14 protein-coding genes are annotated in these 18,587 nt (G+C 69.4%); 11 read left to right on the top strand and 3 right to left on the bottom strand.

Going from position 1 to position 18,587, the window contains the following annotated elements:
- Window positions 1-59: 59 nt before the first annotated feature.
- The 5 genes from ACWDSI_RS15345 to ACWDSI_RS15325 all read left to right on the top strand — a co-directional run bounded on the left by ACWDSI_RS15345 (window position 60) and on the right by ACWDSI_RS15325 (window position 10,740).
- Window positions 60-1,211 carry an NUDIX hydrolase gene (locus ACWDSI_RS15345; protein ID WP_449747958.1) on the top strand — a complete coding sequence of 384 codons (1,152 nt, stop codon included), beginning with the start codon at window positions 60-62 and terminating at the stop codon, window positions 1,209-1,211.
- On the top strand, window positions 1,204-3,939 hold the full coding sequence (locus ACWDSI_RS15340) for a DUF6049 family protein (RefSeq protein WP_449757058.1): 2,736 nt from the start codon (window positions 1,204-1,206) through the stop codon (window positions 3,937-3,939). Before ACWDSI_RS15345 ends, ACWDSI_RS15340 begins: the two co-directional genes overlap by 8 nt.
- Entirely contained in the window at window positions 3,936-7,772 is a 3,837-nt protein-coding gene (locus ACWDSI_RS15335) for a lipid II flippase MurJ (protein WP_449757057.1), read from the top strand. Before ACWDSI_RS15340 ends, ACWDSI_RS15335 begins: the two co-directional genes overlap by 4 nt.
- A gap of 75 nt (window positions 7,773-7,847) precedes the next feature.
- Entirely contained in the window at window positions 7,848-9,230 is a 1,383-nt protein-coding gene (locus ACWDSI_RS15330; protein ID WP_449747961.1) for an MFS transporter, read from the top strand.
- Window positions 9,223-10,740, top strand: coding sequence for a pyridoxal phosphate-dependent decarboxylase family protein (locus ACWDSI_RS15325; RefSeq protein WP_449757056.1), 1,518 nt, complete (start codon window positions 9,223-9,225; stop codon window positions 10,738-10,740). Before ACWDSI_RS15330 ends, ACWDSI_RS15325 begins: the two co-directional genes overlap by 8 nt.
- On the opposite strand, the gene ACWDSI_RS15320 is transcribed toward ACWDSI_RS15325, so the two are convergent.
- A complete protein-coding gene (locus ACWDSI_RS15320) occupies window positions 10,636-11,628 on the bottom strand; it encodes a sterol desaturase family protein (protein ID WP_449748050.1) in 993 nt (330 codons plus the stop codon). The two genes, ACWDSI_RS15325 and ACWDSI_RS15320, sit on opposite strands and share 105 nt — an antisense overlap.
- Before the next feature lie 115 nt (window positions 11,629-11,743).
- On the opposite strand from ACWDSI_RS15320, the gene ACWDSI_RS15315 reads away from it, so the two are divergent.
- Genes ACWDSI_RS15315 through ACWDSI_RS15300 form a run of 4 tightly spaced genes read left to right on the top strand, consistent with a single transcriptional unit; the run spans window position 11,744 to window position 14,329 of the window.
- On the top strand, window positions 11,744-12,442 hold the full coding sequence (locus ACWDSI_RS15315) for a TetR/AcrR family transcriptional regulator (RefSeq protein ID WP_449757055.1): 699 nt from the start codon (window positions 11,744-11,746) through the stop codon (window positions 12,440-12,442).
- 4 nt (window positions 12,443-12,446) lie between these two features.
- Entirely contained in the window at window positions 12,447-12,848 is a 402-nt protein-coding gene (locus ACWDSI_RS15310) for a DoxX family protein (protein WP_449757054.1), read from the top strand.
- A 2-nt stretch (window positions 12,849-12,850) separates the two neighbouring features.
- Window positions 12,851-13,279, top strand: a complete 429-nt coding sequence (locus ACWDSI_RS15305; protein WP_449757053.1) for a PPOX class F420-dependent oxidoreductase — start codon at window positions 12,851-12,853, stop codon at window positions 13,277-13,279.
- Between the two features lie 51 nt (window positions 13,280-13,330).
- Window positions 13,331-14,329 (top strand): 5'-methylthioadenosine/S-adenosylhomocysteine nucleosidase family protein, encoded by a 999-nt coding sequence (locus tag ACWDSI_RS15300; protein WP_449757052.1) that lies wholly within the window; start codon window positions 13,331-13,333, stop codon window positions 14,327-14,329.
- Between the two features lie 8 nt (window positions 14,330-14,337).
- On the opposite strand, the gene ACWDSI_RS15295 is transcribed toward ACWDSI_RS15300, so the two are convergent.
- On the bottom strand, window positions 14,338-16,050 hold the full coding sequence (locus tag ACWDSI_RS15295; protein WP_449757051.1) for an alpha/beta hydrolase: 1,713 nt from the start codon (window positions 16,048-16,050) through the stop codon (window positions 14,338-14,340).
- A gap of 61 nt (window positions 16,051-16,111) precedes the next feature.
- Here ACWDSI_RS15295 and ACWDSI_RS15290 point away from each other — a divergent pair, with 61 nt between their 5' ends.
- Window positions 16,112-16,882 (top strand): CPBP family intramembrane glutamic endopeptidase, encoded by a 771-nt coding sequence (locus ACWDSI_RS15290; RefSeq protein WP_449757050.1) that lies wholly within the window; start codon window positions 16,112-16,114, stop codon window positions 16,880-16,882.
- A gap of 5 nt (window positions 16,883-16,887) precedes the next feature.
- Here ACWDSI_RS15290 and ACWDSI_RS15285 read toward each other — a convergent pair whose 3' ends face one another.
- Window positions 16,888-17,745, bottom strand: a complete 858-nt coding sequence (locus ACWDSI_RS15285) for an acyl-[acyl-carrier-protein] thioesterase (protein WP_449757049.1) — start codon at window positions 17,743-17,745, stop codon at window positions 16,888-16,890.
- Between the two features lie 125 nt (window positions 17,746-17,870).
- Between ACWDSI_RS15285 and sigM the strand changes: the two genes are divergently transcribed.
- On the top strand, window positions 17,871-18,431 hold the full coding sequence (gene sigM / locus ACWDSI_RS15280) for an RNA polymerase sigma factor SigM (RefSeq protein WP_449757048.1): 561 nt from the start codon (window positions 17,871-17,873) through the stop codon (window positions 18,429-18,431).
- Window positions 18,432-18,587 lie beyond the last annotated feature (156 nt).

Below are 18,587 nucleotides of genomic sequence, written 5' to 3'. Positions count from 1 at the left end.
GGCTCGCCAGCCTACGGCACTGGGCAAACGCAAGGTGACCAGCAGCTAGCATCGAGATTGTGCCCGCCGACTCATCGACCAACCCCTCGGACGTCTCCGGTGACGTCTCGACGGGTGGCTCCGATGCAGGGCCGAGCACGCCGCGTCCCCGACGGCGCGGGCGGCGACGCAGGCGTGGCCAGGACAAACGCAAACGGGCGGGCAACAACGCCGACACCCGCACCGACCGTCACCAGAACCCCGACGCGCCCGGGTCTTCCGCCGGCGGGGACAAGAGCCGCCACCCGCCCTCACCCGCAGATCTGGCCAGGGCCAGCGCGCGCGGTAAACGCACCGAGGCGGGCATGGCCGATTGCGTGGATGATCCCGCCGACTGCGACGGGGAGACGTCCATCGAGGGCGCCCACGCCAAGGTGACCCCGCCCAAACCGTCGGATCTGGCGGTGGTCTCGGCCAAGATCACCAAGACGGGGCTCTCCCACGCGAGCACCGGCGGCGGGGCGAAGCCCACCCAGAATCGCAGCAGGCGACGCCCGGGGCGCGGTGAGCACAACGGCGACCGACTGCAAACGGTGCGGGAGACCTCGGCGGGCGGACTGGTGATCTCCGACCTCGACCTGCCCGTCGACGAGTTGTCGGCGGCGCTGATCGGGCGCACCGACCGGCGTGGTCGGCTGATGTGGTCGCTGCCCAAGGGCCACATCGAGACCGGCGAGACCGCCGAGCAGACCGCGATCCGTGAGGTCGCGGAGGAAACCGGCATCCAGGGCACGGTGGTGGCGCCGCTCGGCAAGATCGACTACTGGTTCGTCAGCGAGGGCCGGCGCATTCACAAAACGGTGCATCACTACCTGCTGCGCAGCACCGGGGGCGAACTGTCCGCCGAGGACTACGAGGTCAGCGAGGTGGCGTGGGTGCCGTTGCACGAGCTGCCGCGGCGGCTGACGTACTCTGACGAGCGGCGACTCGCCAGGATGGCGCGCGGCGTCATCGTCGATCTCGCCGCCGACCCCCAGCGGTTGGCCCAATCCGAGGCCGAGAGCAGCCGCACCGAACCCAACGCCTATGAGAGAGCCGCAGCCGCACGCAATCAGCGTCGCACCGAGTATCAGCACCGCACGGAGGTCACGCGTCGCGCCGACGTTCCTCCGGCGGGGCGCTCGCGACGGCGCCGCAGGCGACCGCGACGTCCGGCGTCCGGGGATGCGTGACGCGCTGCGACCCCATCTCGCGCTGCCGCTGCATCCCCTCCTCGCACTGCTCGGGACGCTGGCACTGATTGCATTTCTCGCAGCCCCCGCGGCCGCGGCCCCCGGCGACACGGTGTCGGCCGGCAGCGGCGAGCGTTTCGCCGTCGTATCCGTCGACACACTCACCCCGACGATGGTGACCACCACGTCGGGTCCGGATCTGACCATCGACGGCCACATCCGCAACACCAGTTCGCGCACGCTGCGCGACCTGACGCTGCGCCTCGAGCGCGGCAACGCGGTGACCAGCGCCGCGGGTCTGCGCACCAGTCTGGCGATCGCGCATCCGCCGATCGCGGTGGCCAGTCCGTTCCGTTCCGTCGTCGACGAACTGAAGCCGGGCGCGCAGGTGTCCTTCTCGATCCGGATGCCGTTGTCGGGTGACGGCGGACTGCAGCTCGCACGCACCGGCGTGTACCCGCTGCAGGTCAACATCAACGCGGTACCCGACTACGGCTCGATGGCCCAGGTGGCCGGGTCCCGCACGCTGCTCCCCGTACTGTCGCTGCCGCCGAACGCGGACCGCGCCGCCGAGTACGCCGCCACCTCCGACGGCGCTCCGTCGTTGCCGGGCGCCGGCGACGGATCGCCGGTCACGGGGTTGGGCGCGGACGGATCGATCTCGGCCGACATCTCGTCGCCCTCACGCCTGACGATGCTGTGGCCACTGGCCGCTCCCCCCCAGCTGGCGCCGGGCGGACTGGGCGCCCAGACCGAGCCGGTACGGCTGATCAGCGAGGACATGGCGCGGTCGCTGCAGTCCGGGCGGCTGCACAACCTGCTCGACACCGTGCGCGGGTTCGGCGACCAGGACGCGGGATCAACCGCCACGAGCGAAACCCCCGGACCCGACGACGGCTCGTCGACCCCCTCCCCCGACACGTCCCCGACGCCGGATGCCGCCGCGCCCGCCCCGCCGTCGGACCTGCAGCGCAGCATCTGCCTGGCCGTCGACCCGGACCTGCTGGTGACCGTCCGGGCGATGTCGCTCGGCTACGTGGTGACCACCGATCCGGCCGATCCCACCGCCCGCACCGTTCCGGGTACCGGGCAGGACGCCGCAGCAACATGGCTCACGGAGCTGCAGGCGGTGGCCCAGCGGATGTGCGTGGTGGCGCTGCCGTTCGGTCAGGCAGATCTCACCTCGCTGCACCAGGTGGACAGTGCCGGCCTCACCGCCGCGGCCCTCGATTCGCCCGCCGACGTGGTGGACGCGATCCTCGGCATCCGCAGCCAGCGGGGGCTCACCATCCCGCCGCTCGGCGCGCTTGACCGCTCCGGTGCGGCGGTGCTGCAGTCGTCGGGCCACACGTCCGTGCTGGCCGCGGCCACGACGGTGGCGCCCGTCGGGTCCCCGGCGGCATCGGGTGCCTACCGGGTGGGTGCATTGTCGGCGCAGACCTTCGACGAGCCGGTGACCGAGGCATTCGGTGCCCTCGGCACCCGGCCCGTGGTTCCCGGTCTGACCCCACCCGACCAACAGGTCGATCTCGCGGCCGAGTCGCCGGTGAGCAGGCGCCAGGCCGCGCTCGGCGCTTTGGCGTACGCGTCGATCGGCACCAGCCCCGACTCGGCAGCCGGCGCCGAATCGGGCGGTACCACGGGACGCGCGCAGGTGATCATGCCGCCGACCTACTGGTCACCGACCGCCGACGACGCCGCCGCCGTCTTCGATACGGCCACGGTGTTACTCGGGTCCAAGGCGGCGGTCGCCACGCCGGTGTCGGCGGTCACCGCCGCACTCACCACACCCGGGGCCCCGGCTCGGCTGATCGACCCGCCCGGGGTGGGACCGGTCACCGATCTCGGCCCGAATCTGCCGACCCCGCTGGCCGACCGCATCCGCGGGGCGGCCGAACTGAGCTGGCGGCTGCAGGGGTCGCTCGTCGATTCCGCCGACACCGACGCCACACCCGAGCGGTACCTGGCACCGCTCCGTGAGGATCTGCTGCGCGCGATCCGCCTGCCCGACCAGAACGACGACGCGACGCGGGCGGCCGTCGCTGCGCAACGCCAACAACGGGTGTCGGCGGTGGAGTCCACGCTGGAACGGATGCGGTCGGAGGTGTCGATTCTCGATCCCGGCGGGCGTTACACGCTGGCGTCCGAACGCAGTCCCCTGCTGCTGGTGGTGCGCAACGACCTCTCCCTGCCGGTGCGGGTACGTATCTCCAGCACCGCCCCGTCGGACCTGTCGATCGGCGATGTCGGGGTGGTGGAGATCCCCGCCCGCGGGACCCGGCAGATCCAGTTGCCCACGCACGCACAGTCGTCGGAGTCGACGTCGGTGCACATCACGCTGGCCACCGCGACCGGCATCGACCTCGGGTCGCCGATCACGCTGTCGGTGTACTCCAATGCCTACGGCAAACCGCTGTTCATCATCACGCTCGTGGCCGGGGTGATCCTCGTGCTGCTCACCGCCCGACGCCTCTGGCACCGTTTCCGCGGTGAGCCCGACCCGGCCGACGCGGACCGGCCCGAACCCGACGAGGTGGAGCGGCTGCTGGCGTCGAGCACCTACCAGCAGCGGCGCCGTACCCTCCAACAAGAAGGTCCCTTCGAGGATCATCCGCCGCGGCAGCGGCCACCCGCGGGGGCGTCCGATCCCACCGGCGCCGACACACCGGCAACCGACAACACCCCAGCAACCGACAACACCACAGGAACCGACAGGACCGGGGCATGAGCGATCGAGGACCACGCGACGAACCGCCGCGCCGGGCCGCGCCGCGTCGCGTACCGCCCCGTGAACCGTCGACCCGCGGCGTGCCGGCCCGTGAACCGTCGGGCCGTCGGGTGCCACCCGGCGCGCCCACCCGGTCGCCGACCCGTGATCGGCGGCCCGCAGCCGACGGCGCCCGTGCCGTTCCGAGCGTGCTGGAAACCACCGCCGAGAACATCGGGGTGTCCGACGAGTCGTCCACGGGGCTGTCCCGCGACTCCGACGCCAGCATTCTGCGCACCTCCGGGTCGATCGCGCTCGCCACGCTGACCAGCCGCATCACCGGCTTCATCCGCACCGTGCTCGTGCTGGCGATGCTGGGACCGGCGATCGCCTCGGCATTCCAGGCGGCCTACGTGCTGCCGAACATGATCGCCGAGGTGGTGCTCGGTGCGGTCCTCACCGCCATCGTCATCCCGGTGCTGGTGCGCGCCGAGGCCGAGGACCCCGACGGTGGGCGCGGCTTCATCAACCGCATCTTCACCCTCAGCGTGGTGACGCTGGGCACCGCGACGGTGATCGCACTCATCGCCGCACCGATACTGACCTTCCTCAACGTCGGCGACGGCGACGTCGACCGCCCGCTCACCACGGCGCTGGCCTACCTGCTGCTTCCCGAGATCCTGTTCTACGGCCTGTCCGCGCTGTTCATCGCGATCCTCAACATGAAGGGGTTCTTCAAGCCGGGTGCCTGGGCGCCGGTGCTGAACAACATCGTGCAGATCGCCACGCTGGTGCTCTACGCCGCGATGCCCGGGGAGATCACCCTCAACCCGGTTCGGATGAGCGATCCCAAGCTGCTGGTGCTCGGCATCGGCACCACCCTCGGCGTGGTGATCCAGGTGGCCATCCTGGTGCCCTACCTGCGGCGCGCCGGGGTGGCACTGCGCTGGCAGTGGGGTATCGACGCCCGCCTACGCAGGTTCGGCAACATGGCCGCGGCGATCGTGATGTACGTGGCGATCCTGCAGATCGGCCTGGTGGTCACCTACCGCATCGCCGCGCACGCCGACGCGTCGGGCATCAGCGTGTACGCCACGCACTGGCAGCTGCTCCAGCTTCCCTACGGCGTCCTGGGCGTCACCATCCTCACCGCGATCATGCCGCGCCTGTCGCGCAACGCCGCGGCCGACAACACCGGTGCGGTGGTCGACGACCTGTCACTGGCCACCCGGCTCACCATGATCGCGCTGGTGCCGACGGTGGCCTACATGACGTTCTTCGGCCCGGCCATCGGCATCGCGGTGTTCAACTTCGGCAAGTTCGACGCCGCGGTGGCCTCGCAGCTCGGTTCGGTGCTGGCGTGGGGTGCGTTCACGCTCATCCCCTACTCGATGACGCTGGTGCAGTTGCGGGTGTTCTACGCCCGCGAGGACGCATGGACCCCCACCGCGATGGTGCTCGGCATCACCGCGGTCAAGGTCGGCGCGTCGTATCTGGGGCCGGTGCTGTTCTCCGACCCCGACCTGGTGGTGCGGTGGCTCGCGCTGTCCAACGGGTTGGGCTATCTCGTCGGCGCGATCGTCGGCCACTATCTGTTGCGCGCGCGCCTGGGCAACGCCCACCAAACCGATGTCACCCGCACCACCGTGGTTTCGCTGGTGGTGTCCATCGGCGTCGCGGGTGGGGTGTGGGCGATCGCCGAACTGTCCGGGCTGCATTTCCTCGGCACCGGCTACGGCAAGCTGGGTTCGCTGACCTATCTGCTGCTGACCGCCGTGGTGGTTTTGGGATGTATCTACGCGGGCCTGGCGGCCGCCGGCCTCCCCGATGTGATCTCGATCTCGAATTCGGTGCGCCGCATGCTCGGTCGGTTCGTACCCGCACTGGCACCGCCCGAGAACAGCGATGTCACAGAATCGGCACCCACGATCACGGTTCAGTTTCCACGCGTCACCGGCGACGAACCCCTCCCGTACTCTGGTCAGGTACAGGTGATCCGGCGCTTCGACCGAGGCACCGCGACCTGGCAGTCCTACGCAGTGCACAGCGGCGGGGCCGCCGGTCACGGCGTTGCCGAACGGTCGCCGGCCGGGCAGCCGCGAGACATTCGCTATCGGAGGAAGGGAGCCCGTCGCGTGAGTGAGAGTGATTCGGGTCCGCTCGCTGCGCTCTCGGAGGAACCGGACACACCCGCGCCGTCGGTCGGCTCCCCCACCGAACCCGATCCGGTTGACTCCGAGCAGGTTTCGGCGGGCCCCTCGCCGACCGCTCCCGATCCCGATCGCGCCGAACCGATCATCCCGTCCCGCCTGCGGGGTCCGCGGCTGGTACCCGGTGCGGCCGTGGCCGGCGGACGTTACCGGCTGCTCGACCACCATGGCGGCACCCGCGGACTGCAGTTCTGGCGGGCACTGGACATCAACCTCGACCGTGAGGTGGGCCTGACGTTCGTCGACGCCGAGCAACTCGCTCCGCCCGCCACCCGCGACGAGCACAAGCACACCAAACTGTCCGACGAGGGTCCCCAGGCCGTGCTCACCCGCACGTTGCGCCTGGGCCAGATCACCTCGTCGGGCGTGGCCCGCGTGCTCGACGTGGTACGCGGCTCGTCCGGCGGCATCGTGGTGGCCGAGTGGGTGCAGGGATCCTCGCTCGCCGACGTCGCCCGATCCGAACCGTCGCCCATCGGTGCCGCCCGTGCGGTGCGTGCGCTGGCCGCCGCCGCCGAGGCCGCCCATCGATCCGGCGGCGCACTCTCGATCGATCATCCCGACCGCATCCGCGTCAGCAACGACGGCAACGCCGTGCTCGCGTTTCCCGGCACGCTCGCCGGCGACGACAAGTCGTCGGACGTCCGCGGGCTCGGCGCCGTGCTCTACGCGCTGCTGCTCGCCCGGTGGCCGCTCGACGGCGCCACCGGATCCCGCCTGATCACCACCGCCGAGACCACCACTCCGGTCGGCGGACTGCCCATCGCGTCCCCCGGACCCGACGGCGAGCCGATCGAACCGCGAGAGGTGCGTGCCGGCATCCCGTTCGAGATCTCCGCGGTCGCCGCCCGGGCGCTCGACGGTTCGCGCGGCATCCGCACCGCGGCCACCGTGCAGCATGTGCTCGACCAGGCCACGGTGCTCGATCTGAAGACCGACATGCTTCCCGCCATCGACTCCGATGCCCCGCCGGTACGCATGGGCACACCGGCGACGCCGGAATCACCGGAGCAGGGCCGACGCAACATGGCGCTGTTGGCGGGTGCCGGGTTGCTGGCGCTGTTCGTCGTGATCGCGCTGGTGGTGTGGATTTCCGGGGCGCTCGGTGGGGGTGGCAAGGACACCAACATCGACTCGATCCTGACCACCACCACGTCCGCACCCGCCGCGCCCGCCCCACCCGCGGCGCCCGGTGCGGGTGCGCCGATCGCGCTGCAGTCGGTGTCCGTGGTCGACGTCTCGTCCCAGCCCGCCGACGGTGCGGCGAACGTGGCGAACGTGATCAGTGGGGCACAGCCGGCCTGGCGGACCGATGTGTACCGCTCCTCCCCCAACTTCGCGGGTCTCAAGAGCGGGTTGGGTCTCATGTTCGACCTGGGTGGCGACAAGTCGGTGAAGACCGTCACCATCAACTCCCCCACACCCGGTTTCACCGTCGAGTTGCGAACCTCGCCCACCGCGACACCCACCACCCTCGGGCAGACCACGCCGGTGGCACAGGGCAGTGTGGACCAGACGTCGACGACGCTGACCATCGCCGATCCGCAGTCGAGCCCCTATCTCATGGTGTGGATCACCTCGCTGCCGGCAGCGCCGAACGGTGGATACCAGGCGCAGATCGCGCGTGTCACCATGACGAGTTGAGCCAGCGGTAACCGCACACGGATGGGGGAATCATCGGTGACCGGCGACAACAGTCATGGGGCCCGGTCTTCGGGCGTGTTGAGCGCAAGCACCGTCGCGCGCTACGGCACCGGTTCGCTGGGCACCGGCGGCTACACCACCCTGCCGGGCCTGGTGCTGGTCTACTACCTCACCGACGCCCTCGGGATCGCCGCGGTGGCCGCGGGAATCATTCTGGGTGTCGCCAAGATCTGGGATGTGCTCATCGCCCCCGCGATCGGCGCGCTCAGCGACCACTCCGCGGCGCAACGGGGCTCGCGCAGGCCGCTGATGACGGTCGGGGCACTATCGCTGCCGATCTTCTTCGCACTGACCTTCGCGGCCCCTCCGGGCTGGCCGCTCGGGTTCAAGGCCACCTGGGTCGCCATCGCATTCTTGTTGTCGGCCACCGTCTTCAGTCTCTTCCAGGTTCCCTACGTCGCGCTGCCCGCCGAGCTGACCTCCCGCTATCACGAACGCACCCGACTTCTCACCGTCCGGGTGGCCGTCCTTGCCCTGGCGATCCTTCTGTTCGGTGCGGGCGGTCCCGCCCTGCGTGACATCGGCGGTTCGGAGACCACCGGCTACCTGGTCATGGGTGTGGTCACCGGCCTCGCCATGGGGGTCGCGATGTATGTGGCATCACAGACCGCGACGCTGGCCCGGCCACCGGCGGGTACCGCCACCTCGCACCGGCACGCGCTCACCGCGGGCTACCGCGACGCCGGTGCGGTGCTCCGCCGCAGCTCGGCGTTGCGATTGCTGTTGACCGCCGGCGCCCTCCAGGCGCTGGCCACCGGCATGATGCTGGCCGCCGCCCAGTACGTGGCCACGTGGGTACTCGATTCGCAGTCGGCCATCTCGGCGCTGTTCGTGGCCCTCATCGGCCCCGCCCTCGTCTTCGCCCCGGTGTGGGGCCTGGTGGCCCGCCGGGTCGGCAAAGAGGCCGGTTTCGCCGCTGCGCTCGCGCTCTTCGCCGCTGCTGCCCTCGGCCTGCTCGCGTTGTGGTGGTCCACCGGGTGGTGGATCTATCCGCTGATCGGACTCGCCGGCGTCGCGTACGCCGGCATCCAGACGCTGGCTCTGGCCATGGTGCCCGACGTGATCTCGCACGACGAGCGCACCCACCACGCCAGTTCGGCCGGGGTGATCGGCGGCATCTGGACCGCCGCGGAAACCGGCGGTATGGCACTGGGAGCCGTCGGCCTCACCGTGATCCTCGCCTTCGGCGGATACGTGTCGTCCACCGAAGGCTCCGACGTCACCCAACCCGATTCCGCACTGCACGCCATCGTGCTCGCCTTCAGCGTGGTGCCGGCGCTGCTCACCCTCGCCGCGCTCGCATTCATGCTTCGATATCCGTTGCGGCAGAAGGATATCGACGACGACTTCGATGCCCTCCCGGGTACGGCCGCACACACCGGTGACACCCATGCGTGACGCCGACATCGAGGCGGTACTCGCCGCGCTGAGCGCGCTGCGCATCGACGACGCACCCACGCACGGGGGCCGGGTGCTCTCCTACGTCTACGACTCGGGTCTCGCCGAACTCGACGAGCTCGCCGCCCGCGCGGCCACGTCGGTGCAATCGCTCAACGGCCTCGATCCCACCACGTTTCCGTCGGTGGCACGGATGGAACGCGAGGTGATCGACTTCGCATCCGACCTCGTGCACGGCGATCCAGCCCATCCCCCCGTCGGGTTGGTGACCAGTGGCGGCACCGAAAGTTGTCTGCTCGCAGTGAAATCCGCGCGAGACCGGTGGCGGGCGCGGCAGGCCGCGGACGCTTCGCAGCAGGGAGTCACCGAGCGGCCCGTGCTGGTGGCCCCGGTGACCGTGCACGCCGCGTTCCACAAGGCGGCCCACCTGTTCGATCTCGACCTCGACCTGGTCCCGGTGGACACCGACGGCGTGGTGAACGCGCAAGCGATGTATTCACGACTGCGCCCCGAGGTCGCGCTGGTGGTGTTGTCGGCGCCCTGCTACCCGTTTGCCGTCCTCGATCCGATCGGCGAGATCGCTCCCCGGGCGGCCGCCGCGGGTGTGCCTGTTCACGTCGACGCCTGCATCGGCGGCTGGGTGCTCCCGTTCTGGGGCGCTCCACATGCCGGACTCCCCCCGGAGTTGCTGCCGCCGTGGGATTTTCGGGTGGCAGGGGTCACCAGCATCTCGTTGGATGCGCACAAGTACGGCTATGCCCCCAAGGGCGCGTCGGTACTGCTGTTCGCCGACCGCGACGCCAAGCGGGCCGCCTCGTTCGCCACCACCCGCTGGCCCGGATACCCGGTGGTGAACCCGACGTTGCTCGGTAGTCGGTCGGCGATGTCACTGGCGGCGGCGTGGGCGGTGGTGGCCTACCTCGGCCGCGCGGGATTCCAGCGACTGACCGACCGCGCCCACGCGGCCACGTCCGCGCTCCGCGAATGTCTCGACGCGATCGAGGGTCTCACCGTGGTGGGCGATCCGGTGGGGCCGCTCCTGGCCGTCGCGGCCGACACCTCGGTCGATGCCGCCGCGCGCGTCGATCCGCACCATTGGGCCGATGCGGTGCATGCGCAGGGATGGACACTGCAGCCACAACCGGGACTGGATCAGCCCGGGGGAGTACACCTTCCGCGTACCACCCATCTCACGGTGACGCCGGTGACCGCCGATCACCTGCCCGCGCTCACCGCGTCGCTGACTTCCGCGGCCGACGAGGTACGCGGCCGCGAACCGGTGGATCTCAGTGGCCTGCTCGACGCGATCCCCGAACTCGGTGCCACCGGACCGCTCGATTCGGTTGCCGCCGAGAGGATTCTGGAGTCCCTGGGGCTTGCCGGGAGCAACGGAGTGCCAGCGGCGCTACCCGCTGAACTCGCGCCCGTCATGGCGTTGCTCGACGTCATCCCGGCCGAACGCGCCGAGCAACTGCTGACCGAACTGCTCGCGCGGCTCAACGAGCGCTGAGTGCTGCGGCACGGCCGCGGCGGCGGGCGTCCACCCGGGCGGCCCGAACACATACCCCAGTCGCGCCCGCCACGAGCCGGCCGTGCGTACGTCGCGGGCGATCGCGGCGTACTCGTGGGTCTGCAGCCGCCAGATGTTGTATGTGCCCACCGGTTTCGTCAAACCATAGGTGGGACGGTGGGTTTCGGGGGTGAACGAGCCGAACAGCCGGTCCCACACGATGAAGGTGCCGCCGTAGTTCTTGTCGAGGTATTCCGGATCGCTGCCGTGATGCACCCGGTGATGCGACGGCGTGTTGAAGACGAATTCGAAAGGCCGCCACAGCTTGTCGATGTGCTCGGTGTGAATCCAGAACTGGTAGATGAGGTTCAGCGAGTATGTCGCGAACACCAGTGCCGGTGGTACCCCGAGCAGGGGGAGGGGCAGCCACATCACCAGCGCCGCGGTGATGTTCCACTTCTGCCGCAGTGCGGTGGCGAAGTTGAAGTACTCGCTGGAGTGGTGCGCCTGATGCGTCGCCCACACGAGCCGCACCCGGTGGGAGACGCGATGCGACCAGTAGAAGAGGAAATCGACACCGAGGAAGGCGATGACCCAGCTGTACCAGGCAGTGGCGGGCAGATGCCACGGGGCGAGATAGGCGAAGATCGCGGTGTAGGCCAGCAGGCCGAGGAACTTCCAGGCGGCGCTGGTCGCGATGGACACCACGCCCATGCTCAGGCTCGCCCTGGCGTCGCGGCGTTCATAGGCGCCCGCCGGGCTGCGCTGCTCACCCTCGTCGTGCTCGAGTTTGGCCGCGGCGCACCATTCGATCACCAGCATGGTGACAAAGAACGGGATCGCGATCACCGTGGGTTCACGCATGGCCTCGGGCAGCAGGTCGAGCATCTCGCAATGCCTCCTCACCAGGCAGAGGATCTGACACCCCTACGTGTCAGATCGATGTGTGACACGATAGCGTGTCAGATAGGTTCCGTCTACAGCCGCACAGAAGAAGGCCCCGTTGCTCGACAACGACTCATCCACGCTCGCTGGAGCGGGCAGGCGCTATGCCGGCACCGACGCCGAGCAACGCCGCACCCGTCGACGTGCCGCCCTGGTCGACGCCGGACTCGACTTGTTCGGCAGCGAAGGCTACGCCGCGGTCTCGGTGAAACGGGTATGTGAACACGCCGGGCTGACGCAGCGCTACTTCTACGAATCGTTCACCGACCGGCCCGCCCTGCTGGCAGCGGTGTACGAGCACTGCGTCGCGGTGACCCGTGGGGCCACCGTCGACGCCGCCGCCCCGTATCTCGGCGTCGATCACCGCATCAACCCGTCACGCTTGCGGGCCGCGGCCCACCACACCCTCGACGCCTTCCTGCGCTGCCTCACCGGGGATCGTCGGATGGCGCGGATCATCCTGGTGGAGGTGGTGGGCGTAGACCCCGCACTCGAACGCCTGCGGATGGGGGCAATCCACGACTGGGCGGGATTGGCCCTGGCGCTGGTCGGCGGGGAGCGCGACGTCCCGGCGCAGGCGCAGCTCACCGCGGTCGGCGTCATCGGCGCGCTCACCCAGCTCCTCGTCGACTGGTATGTCCGCACCGACGCCGACCCGGAGTCGCGCGAACCCGCAGCACAGGTGGACATGATCCGCGACGTCTGCGTCGAGCTGTTCGTGGCCGCCCACCGTCAGCTCACCACGGGCGTAGGCTGACGCCATGGCATCCCGCGCAACAACCCTGGGCCCCAACATCGCCCGCATCTCGCTCGGATCATTCCTCGCCCTCGCCGGAATAGGGCATATGACGTTCCAGCGCAAGGAATTCCAGGCGCAGGTTCCCGACGCCATCCCGCTCGACCCCGATGTCACCGTGCTGGCATCCGGGGTGGTCGAGATCGGCCTGGGCACCGCCTTCGTCGCACTGCCCCGATATCGCCGGATCATCGGTGCGCTGCTCGCCCTGTTCTTCGTGGCGGTGTTCCCGGGCAACATCCACCAGTACGTCAACCACATCGACGCGTTCACGCTCGACACCGACCGCAAACGACTCGTCCGCCTGTTCTTCCAGCCCGTGCTCATCGCGCTGGCGCTCTACGCACGCGGACCGAAGAAGGCCTGAACGTGGCCGGCCCCGAGCTGACGCCCGAGGTGGTGGAGTTTCTCCAGTCGGGCACCCGCACCGGCAAGCTCGCCTTTGTGGCCGCCGACGGACGCCCGCTGGTCGCACCCGTCTGGTTCGTCGTCGAGGGCTCCGAGCTGGTGTTCAACACCGGTGCCGGCACCGCCAAAGGCCGTGCCCTGCACCGTGATCCGCGGGCCACTCTGCTCGTCGACGACGAGCGCCCGCCGTTTTCCTACGTCCAGGTCCAGGGGACGGTGACGGTGTCGGAGGACCCCGCGGAATTGCTGCGCACCGCCACCGTCATCGCCGCGCGGTACATGGGTCCCGACCTCGCCGAACAGTACGGCAGACGCAACGGCGTACCGGGTGAGCTGGTCGTGCGATTGCGCCCCACCAAGGTGCTCGCCGCATTCGACATCGCTGAGTGATCTCCGTCGCCTCGCAGCGCACCGCCGGGTGGTCGCTGCGAGCATGAAGCGATGCGACCTGTGTTTCGTCTCGCCGCACTGTGTGCCGCCCTGCTGTGTTCCCTGGTTCCCGCCCTGGTCGCGAGCACCGGTCCGGCCGCGGCCGCACCGGCGTCGTGTCAGCCGGTGACGGTGGTGCTGTCGGCGTATCCGGCCGAGTTGTCGGCGGTGCTGGCACGCTCCTCGGGCGTGCGGGAGACCTGGACGCACAACAATGTCAGCTTCTACCGCACCGACATCGGCGGTGCGCCGGTGATCGCGGCGATGACCGGCGTCGGCATCACGAATGCGACGAACACCGCCGACACCACCGGCAAGGTACTCACCTGCGCCGCGCACGGTGTTCGGGTGCAACGAATCCTGTTCTCCGGCACCGCAGGCGGTATGCCTCCGGCCGGCATCGGCGACGTCACCGTGCCGTCGACGTGGTTCCTCGGCCGCGCCGGGAGACCGCTACCGGCCGATCCCGCTCTGCTCGCGGCCGCGCGCACTGTGCACCCCGCGCTGATGCACGCCACCGACACCGCGAATCCCCTCTCCCCGTGCGCATGTGACCTGCCCTGGACCGCGCCCATCGATCTGCACCGACAGCCGCGGATCGTGGTGGGCGGCCGAGGACTGTCGAGCGATCCCTACCGCGGCTACTCGTTTCCGTGCGTCCCGGGCGGGGGCGCGATCACCGGGTGCCGACCCTGCGCGCTGGCCGACCGCACCACCGACCGCGCCGACCTCGACCGGCTCGCCGCCACCGATGCCCGGGTGCTGGCGACCCTGCTCGACGACGTCGACCCGGGCACGGGCTATCTCACCTCCGACATGGAGACGGCTGCGGTGGCGCAGATGGCGGCACGCAGCCACATCCCGTTCCTCGGCCTTCGCGGCGTCTCCGACGGACCCGACGACCCCAATCGGCTGCCCGGGTTCCCGGTGAGTTTCCTTGTCTACCAGCAACTCGCGGCCACCAACGCCGCAGCTGTCGCGGCCGCGGTGATCACCTCGACCGCGCGGTGAACCCGGGATCAGTCGCGGCTGAGGTGGGGGAGTAGCGCCGCTGTCTTGGCGTCGGTCCACCCGGGGGGCTGCAGGATCTGCGCCCATGCGTAGGGAATCGCGTCGAGGTAGTGGTGCCCGTGACCGTCGGGGACGTTCACCGCGACGGCCATGTCGGCCGACACCTGCAAGAAGGTGATGAACGGAATCCAATGCACGGAATCGAGGACGTCGCGGCCGTGGGGTTTGTTCAGCCAATCCGGTTTGTTGAGGATCAGCGAGGGCGACCACCAGGTGATGGGGTCGGAGGCGTGTTGCAGGTACACCACCCGACTGCCCGGCCACGGCGCATCGGGCCGGTCGAGGTCTTGCTTGTCGGCGATGAAGCGCACCTGTCGACCGCTGTCGTAGATCGGGAGCCACTGCGGGGACCCGGGGTCGCGGGCGGCGGTGGCATCCTGCCATAGGGAGTTGCTGAACGTGGGGCCCGAGAGCAGTGCGCCGTCGGTGCGGGCGGCCATCGTCGGCACGGTACCGAATGCTGCTTCGGCACCGAAGGATCCGAGGCTCTCACCGAACACCACGATCTTCGGGCGTTGCGCCTCGGGTAGTTCGCGCACCCTGGCGTCGACGGCCTCGAACAGCGCGCTGCCCGCCTGCCGCGCACGTTCCTTGTCCACGAGGAACGAGATCCAGCTCGGCAGATACGAGTACTGCATGGCCACGGTCGCCACGTCGCCGTTGTACATGTATTCCAGCGAGGCCACGGTGCCCTTGTTGACCCAACCCGATCCGGTGGTGGCCCCGATGGCGATCACCTTGCGCTGCAGGCCCCCGGCCCGCACGAGTTCGTCGGCGGCCAGTTGCGCGTTCGCGCGGGCGTTGTCACCCGAACCGAGCCCCACGTATGCACGGATCGGTTCCTTCGCGGGTGCGTTGTTGAAGACCGACAACGCCCCGGTGTCCGGGCCGCCGGACACGAACACGCGCCCCTCCCGGCCCAGCGATTCCCAACTGACCAGCGACTCGGGGCCGCCGGAGCGCATCGTCGACGGAGGTGGCGTGGAGGTGGGGCGCACCTCGTCGTTGGCCAGCGCGAAACTGCTGTTGAGCCATTTCATCGAGTATTTGGCCACCACGCCGTTGAGGATGAACACGGTGAGCAGCACGAGCACCAGCAGCGAGGCCACGGCCGAGATCCGGGGCGGCACATGACGGTTGGTCCGACGCACGAGGAAGGCCAGCGCGCTGGCCCACGCCTGACCGATGAACATCAGCACCACGAACACGATGAGAGCGATCACGATGATCTGCGGATAGGCGGTCCACGACAGGTTGGCGACACCCATCAGGTTGCGAATCTCCTTCTGCCACACCGAGTACCAGTAGAACATCACGGTGGTGCCGATCGCGAAGGTGACGCCCAGCCCGATCCACACCGCTCGTGGCGGTGTGGGCCACCGCTGATCTCGCGACAACATGAAACGGATGAGCCACGCCACGAATGCACCGATGGAGTAACCGAGCGCGGCGGCCGCCCCGCTGATGATGCCCTGAAACAGCGGACCGCGGGGGAGCAGGGAGGGCGTGGCCGACAGCCACAGGAAGACTGTGGCAAACAGCAGACCCGCGAAGCTGATCCGGGTGCGGTAGGACGACCAGAAACGACGGAACCGGCCGGGCCGGGGGGCATCGGTCGGTTCCTCGTCCGCGTTCGTGCGTTCGTCGACGACCTCGGACACCCGGTGCCTCCATATTCTCGCCGTACGCACGTGATTGCGTTCCTGTGCGAGGGTACGTGGTGTGACGTCGTCCGGACCACCGCTTCCACCCGCCTCGCATGATCCGCCTTCGGCGGTGGTGAACGCACGCGCCCGTCGTCGTCTCTGGTGGGCGCTCGGCGTCGGCGGTGCGCTGATGCTCGGCGCCGAGATGGTGGCGCATTTCGACCCGGTCCGCGGCGCCGGTTGGGCGGTGTTGATTGCCGCCGTGCTTGCCGCGTGTATCGCCATATGGGCGGGCCTGATCGCCGCAGACCTGGGTCTCGGACGTGCGTCGTTGGGCAGGGGCCTGCGCTACGCCGCCGCGATCGTGCTGGTGGTGTCGGCGGTGGTGCTGATCGGCGTGGGTCTGCCATGGACCCGAGATCTGTTCCTCAACGACCGCTACGCGCAGCTGGGGCCCGCCATCCTCGCGGCGGCGGTGATCATCCCATTGCAGACCGTGGTGCCCGAGGAGGTGTTCTTCCGCGGGGTGGTTCTCGGATCCCTCTGCCGGCTGACGACGGTCCGCCGTGCGGTGCTGGTGCAGGCCGTGCTGTTCGGGCTGTGGCATGTGGTGTCATCGCTCGACCTCACCGCAGGCAACGCGGGCTTGACGGCCGTGCTCGGTCATGGCATCGGGGCGCAGCTGATCGGAGTGGTGGGTGCTGTGGTGGTGACCGCTGTGGCCGGGGCGGTGCTCGCATGGTTGCGGCTGCGGTCGGGCAGCCTGCTGGCACCGATTGCCCTGCACTGGACGCTCAACGGCGTCGGCGCGATCGGGTCGGCGTTGGCCTGGTATCTGTCGCGCTGACCCGATCAGTCGTCGTCGGTGGGCAGCGGTGCGGTTCCGGTGGGCAGGGGGCTCACCGATACCGTTGCGGCGGAGACCAATTCGCCGTCGTCGCCGGGCATCAGCAGCCAGACGAGCAGCCTGTCGGCGTCGCGTGTGCGGCGCACGGTGATGGGGGTGCCGGGCACCACGGGGCGCAAGTATTCGATCACCGCGCGATGCGGTGCCTCCACCAGATCGGGGTGATCGACGAGCTCGTCTTCGACGGCCTCCCAGTAGGCGGCGTTGTTGAGGTGTTTGAACGGGTCGAAATCGGTGATGCGCAGCACGTGCTCGCGGTCGGGAAGGGCGAGTTCCTCAGCGGCGGGCGCCTTCTCCGGATTCATCGACTTCCATCGCAGTCGGTGCTCGTCGGTCATCGACGAGAGCATCTCGAACGCCTCGTCGGTGAGGCGCGACGGCATGCCCTGCTCGTTGACGTTGATCCAGAACGCCTCGGTCTCGATGAGCCCGGGTTCGCGTGGTTCGGGGTTGAATCGGTTGGTCTCGTGGTCGGCGGTCAGGCGCACCCGCATGTTGGTCCATCGGGTCGACAGTGCCCCACACCAGCGCTGCGCTGTCAGACCCGCCGGCCAGGTGATGGGGCGGATCACGTCGATCACCGTGCGCCGGACGATCCAGAAGGGGTCGGTGGCCCCGAAGTCGGTGGCCTCGATGTTGTCGTTGGCCACGTCCTGCAGGAACCGGGCCACCCCGTCGAGACGCAGTCGCATCTCCTGGTCGATGTCGCCGGTGCGGACCCGGTAGTTGGCCTCGAAGAAACGTGCGCCCGCCTTGCGGTCGGGCAGCGGTTCGTGGCCTCGATCGGTGGATGCAGCGCTCACCGGATTCCCTTCGGTGGAAGTACGCGGGTCACCTTACCGCTCCGGCCGGACCGGCATCTGCCGAGATTGTCCACAGGAGCCGAACGGCTGCGATCGACCGGCCCGGCCTGCACTACCCTCATCCCATGCCCGGGGGAGATGGCGACACACGCAGCGACGAAGAGCTGCTCGCCGCGCACCTCGCCGGCGATCCCCGCGCCTTCGCCACGCTCATCCACCGCCACCACAATCACCTCTGGGCACTGGCCTACCGCACCCACCAGCACCCCGAAGACGCCGCCGATTCACTGCAGGACGCCCTGCTCAACGCACACCGGATGGCGCACACCTTTCGCGCCGACGCGCGCGTGTCCACGTGGCTGCATCGCATCGTCGTGAACGCCTGCCTCGACCGAATCCGTCGAAACAAGTTGCGGCACACGGTGGCGCTGCCGGAGTTCGATGTGGCCGCCCTCGGTGCCGGAGCCGATCAGTACCGCGCCGTGGACCTGTCGATGTCCATCGGTGAGGCGCTCGGCGAACTTCCGCCCGACCAGCGCGCCGCGATCGTCGCGGTGGACGTCGAGGGCTATTCGATCGCCGAGGCCGCCGAACGCCTCGGGGTGGCCACCGGCACCATCAAGAGTCGCTGCGCCCGCGGTCGGCTGCGGCTCGCGCAGATCCTGGGACATCTGCGCGATGACTGAGCCGCAGCGCAGAGAACGGCGGCAAGAAAAGCGGCGGCAAGAACCCGGAACAGGTCGGGGGAACCCGACGGCGCTTCCTCGCGTCGTATGTCACGAGCAGTATTCAGACCGCGCCACCTCGAGGGGTGGGGCTGCCGTGTCGAGGAGTGGGACAGT

Source organism: Gordonia sp. NPDC003429 (genome assembly GCF_053588575.1).
This window is presented reverse-complemented; position numbering and strand designations above follow the sequence as displayed.

What these genes read in the sequence shown, in the direction of transcription:
- ACWDSI_RS15340 (WP_449757058.1), top strand. Translation starts at nt 1,204, where the DNA reads ATGCGTGACGCGCTGCGACCCCATCTCGCGCTGCCGCTGCATCCCCTC.
- ACWDSI_RS15335 (WP_449757057.1), top strand. Translation starts at nt 3,936, where the DNA reads ATGAGCGATCGAGGACCACGCGACGAACCGCCGCGCCGGGCCGCGCCG.
- ACWDSI_RS15325 (WP_449757056.1), top strand. Translation starts at nt 9,223, where the DNA reads ATGCGTGACGCCGACATCGAGGCGGTACTCGCCGCGCTGAGCGCGCTG.
- ACWDSI_RS15320 (WP_449748050.1), bottom strand. Translation starts at nt 11,628, where the DNA reads ATGCTCGACCTGCTGCCCGAGGCCATGCGTGAACCCACGGTGATCGCG.
- ACWDSI_RS15310 (WP_449757054.1), top strand. Translation starts at nt 12,447, where the DNA reads ATGGCATCCCGCGCAACAACCCTGGGCCCCAACATCGCCCGCATCTCG.
- ACWDSI_RS15300 (WP_449757052.1), top strand. Translation starts at nt 13,331, where the DNA reads ATGCGACCTGTGTTTCGTCTCGCCGCACTGTGTGCCGCCCTGCTGTGT.
- sigM (WP_449757048.1), top strand. Translation starts at nt 17,871, where the DNA reads ATGCCCGGGGGAGATGGCGACACACGCAGCGACGAAGAGCTGCTCGCC.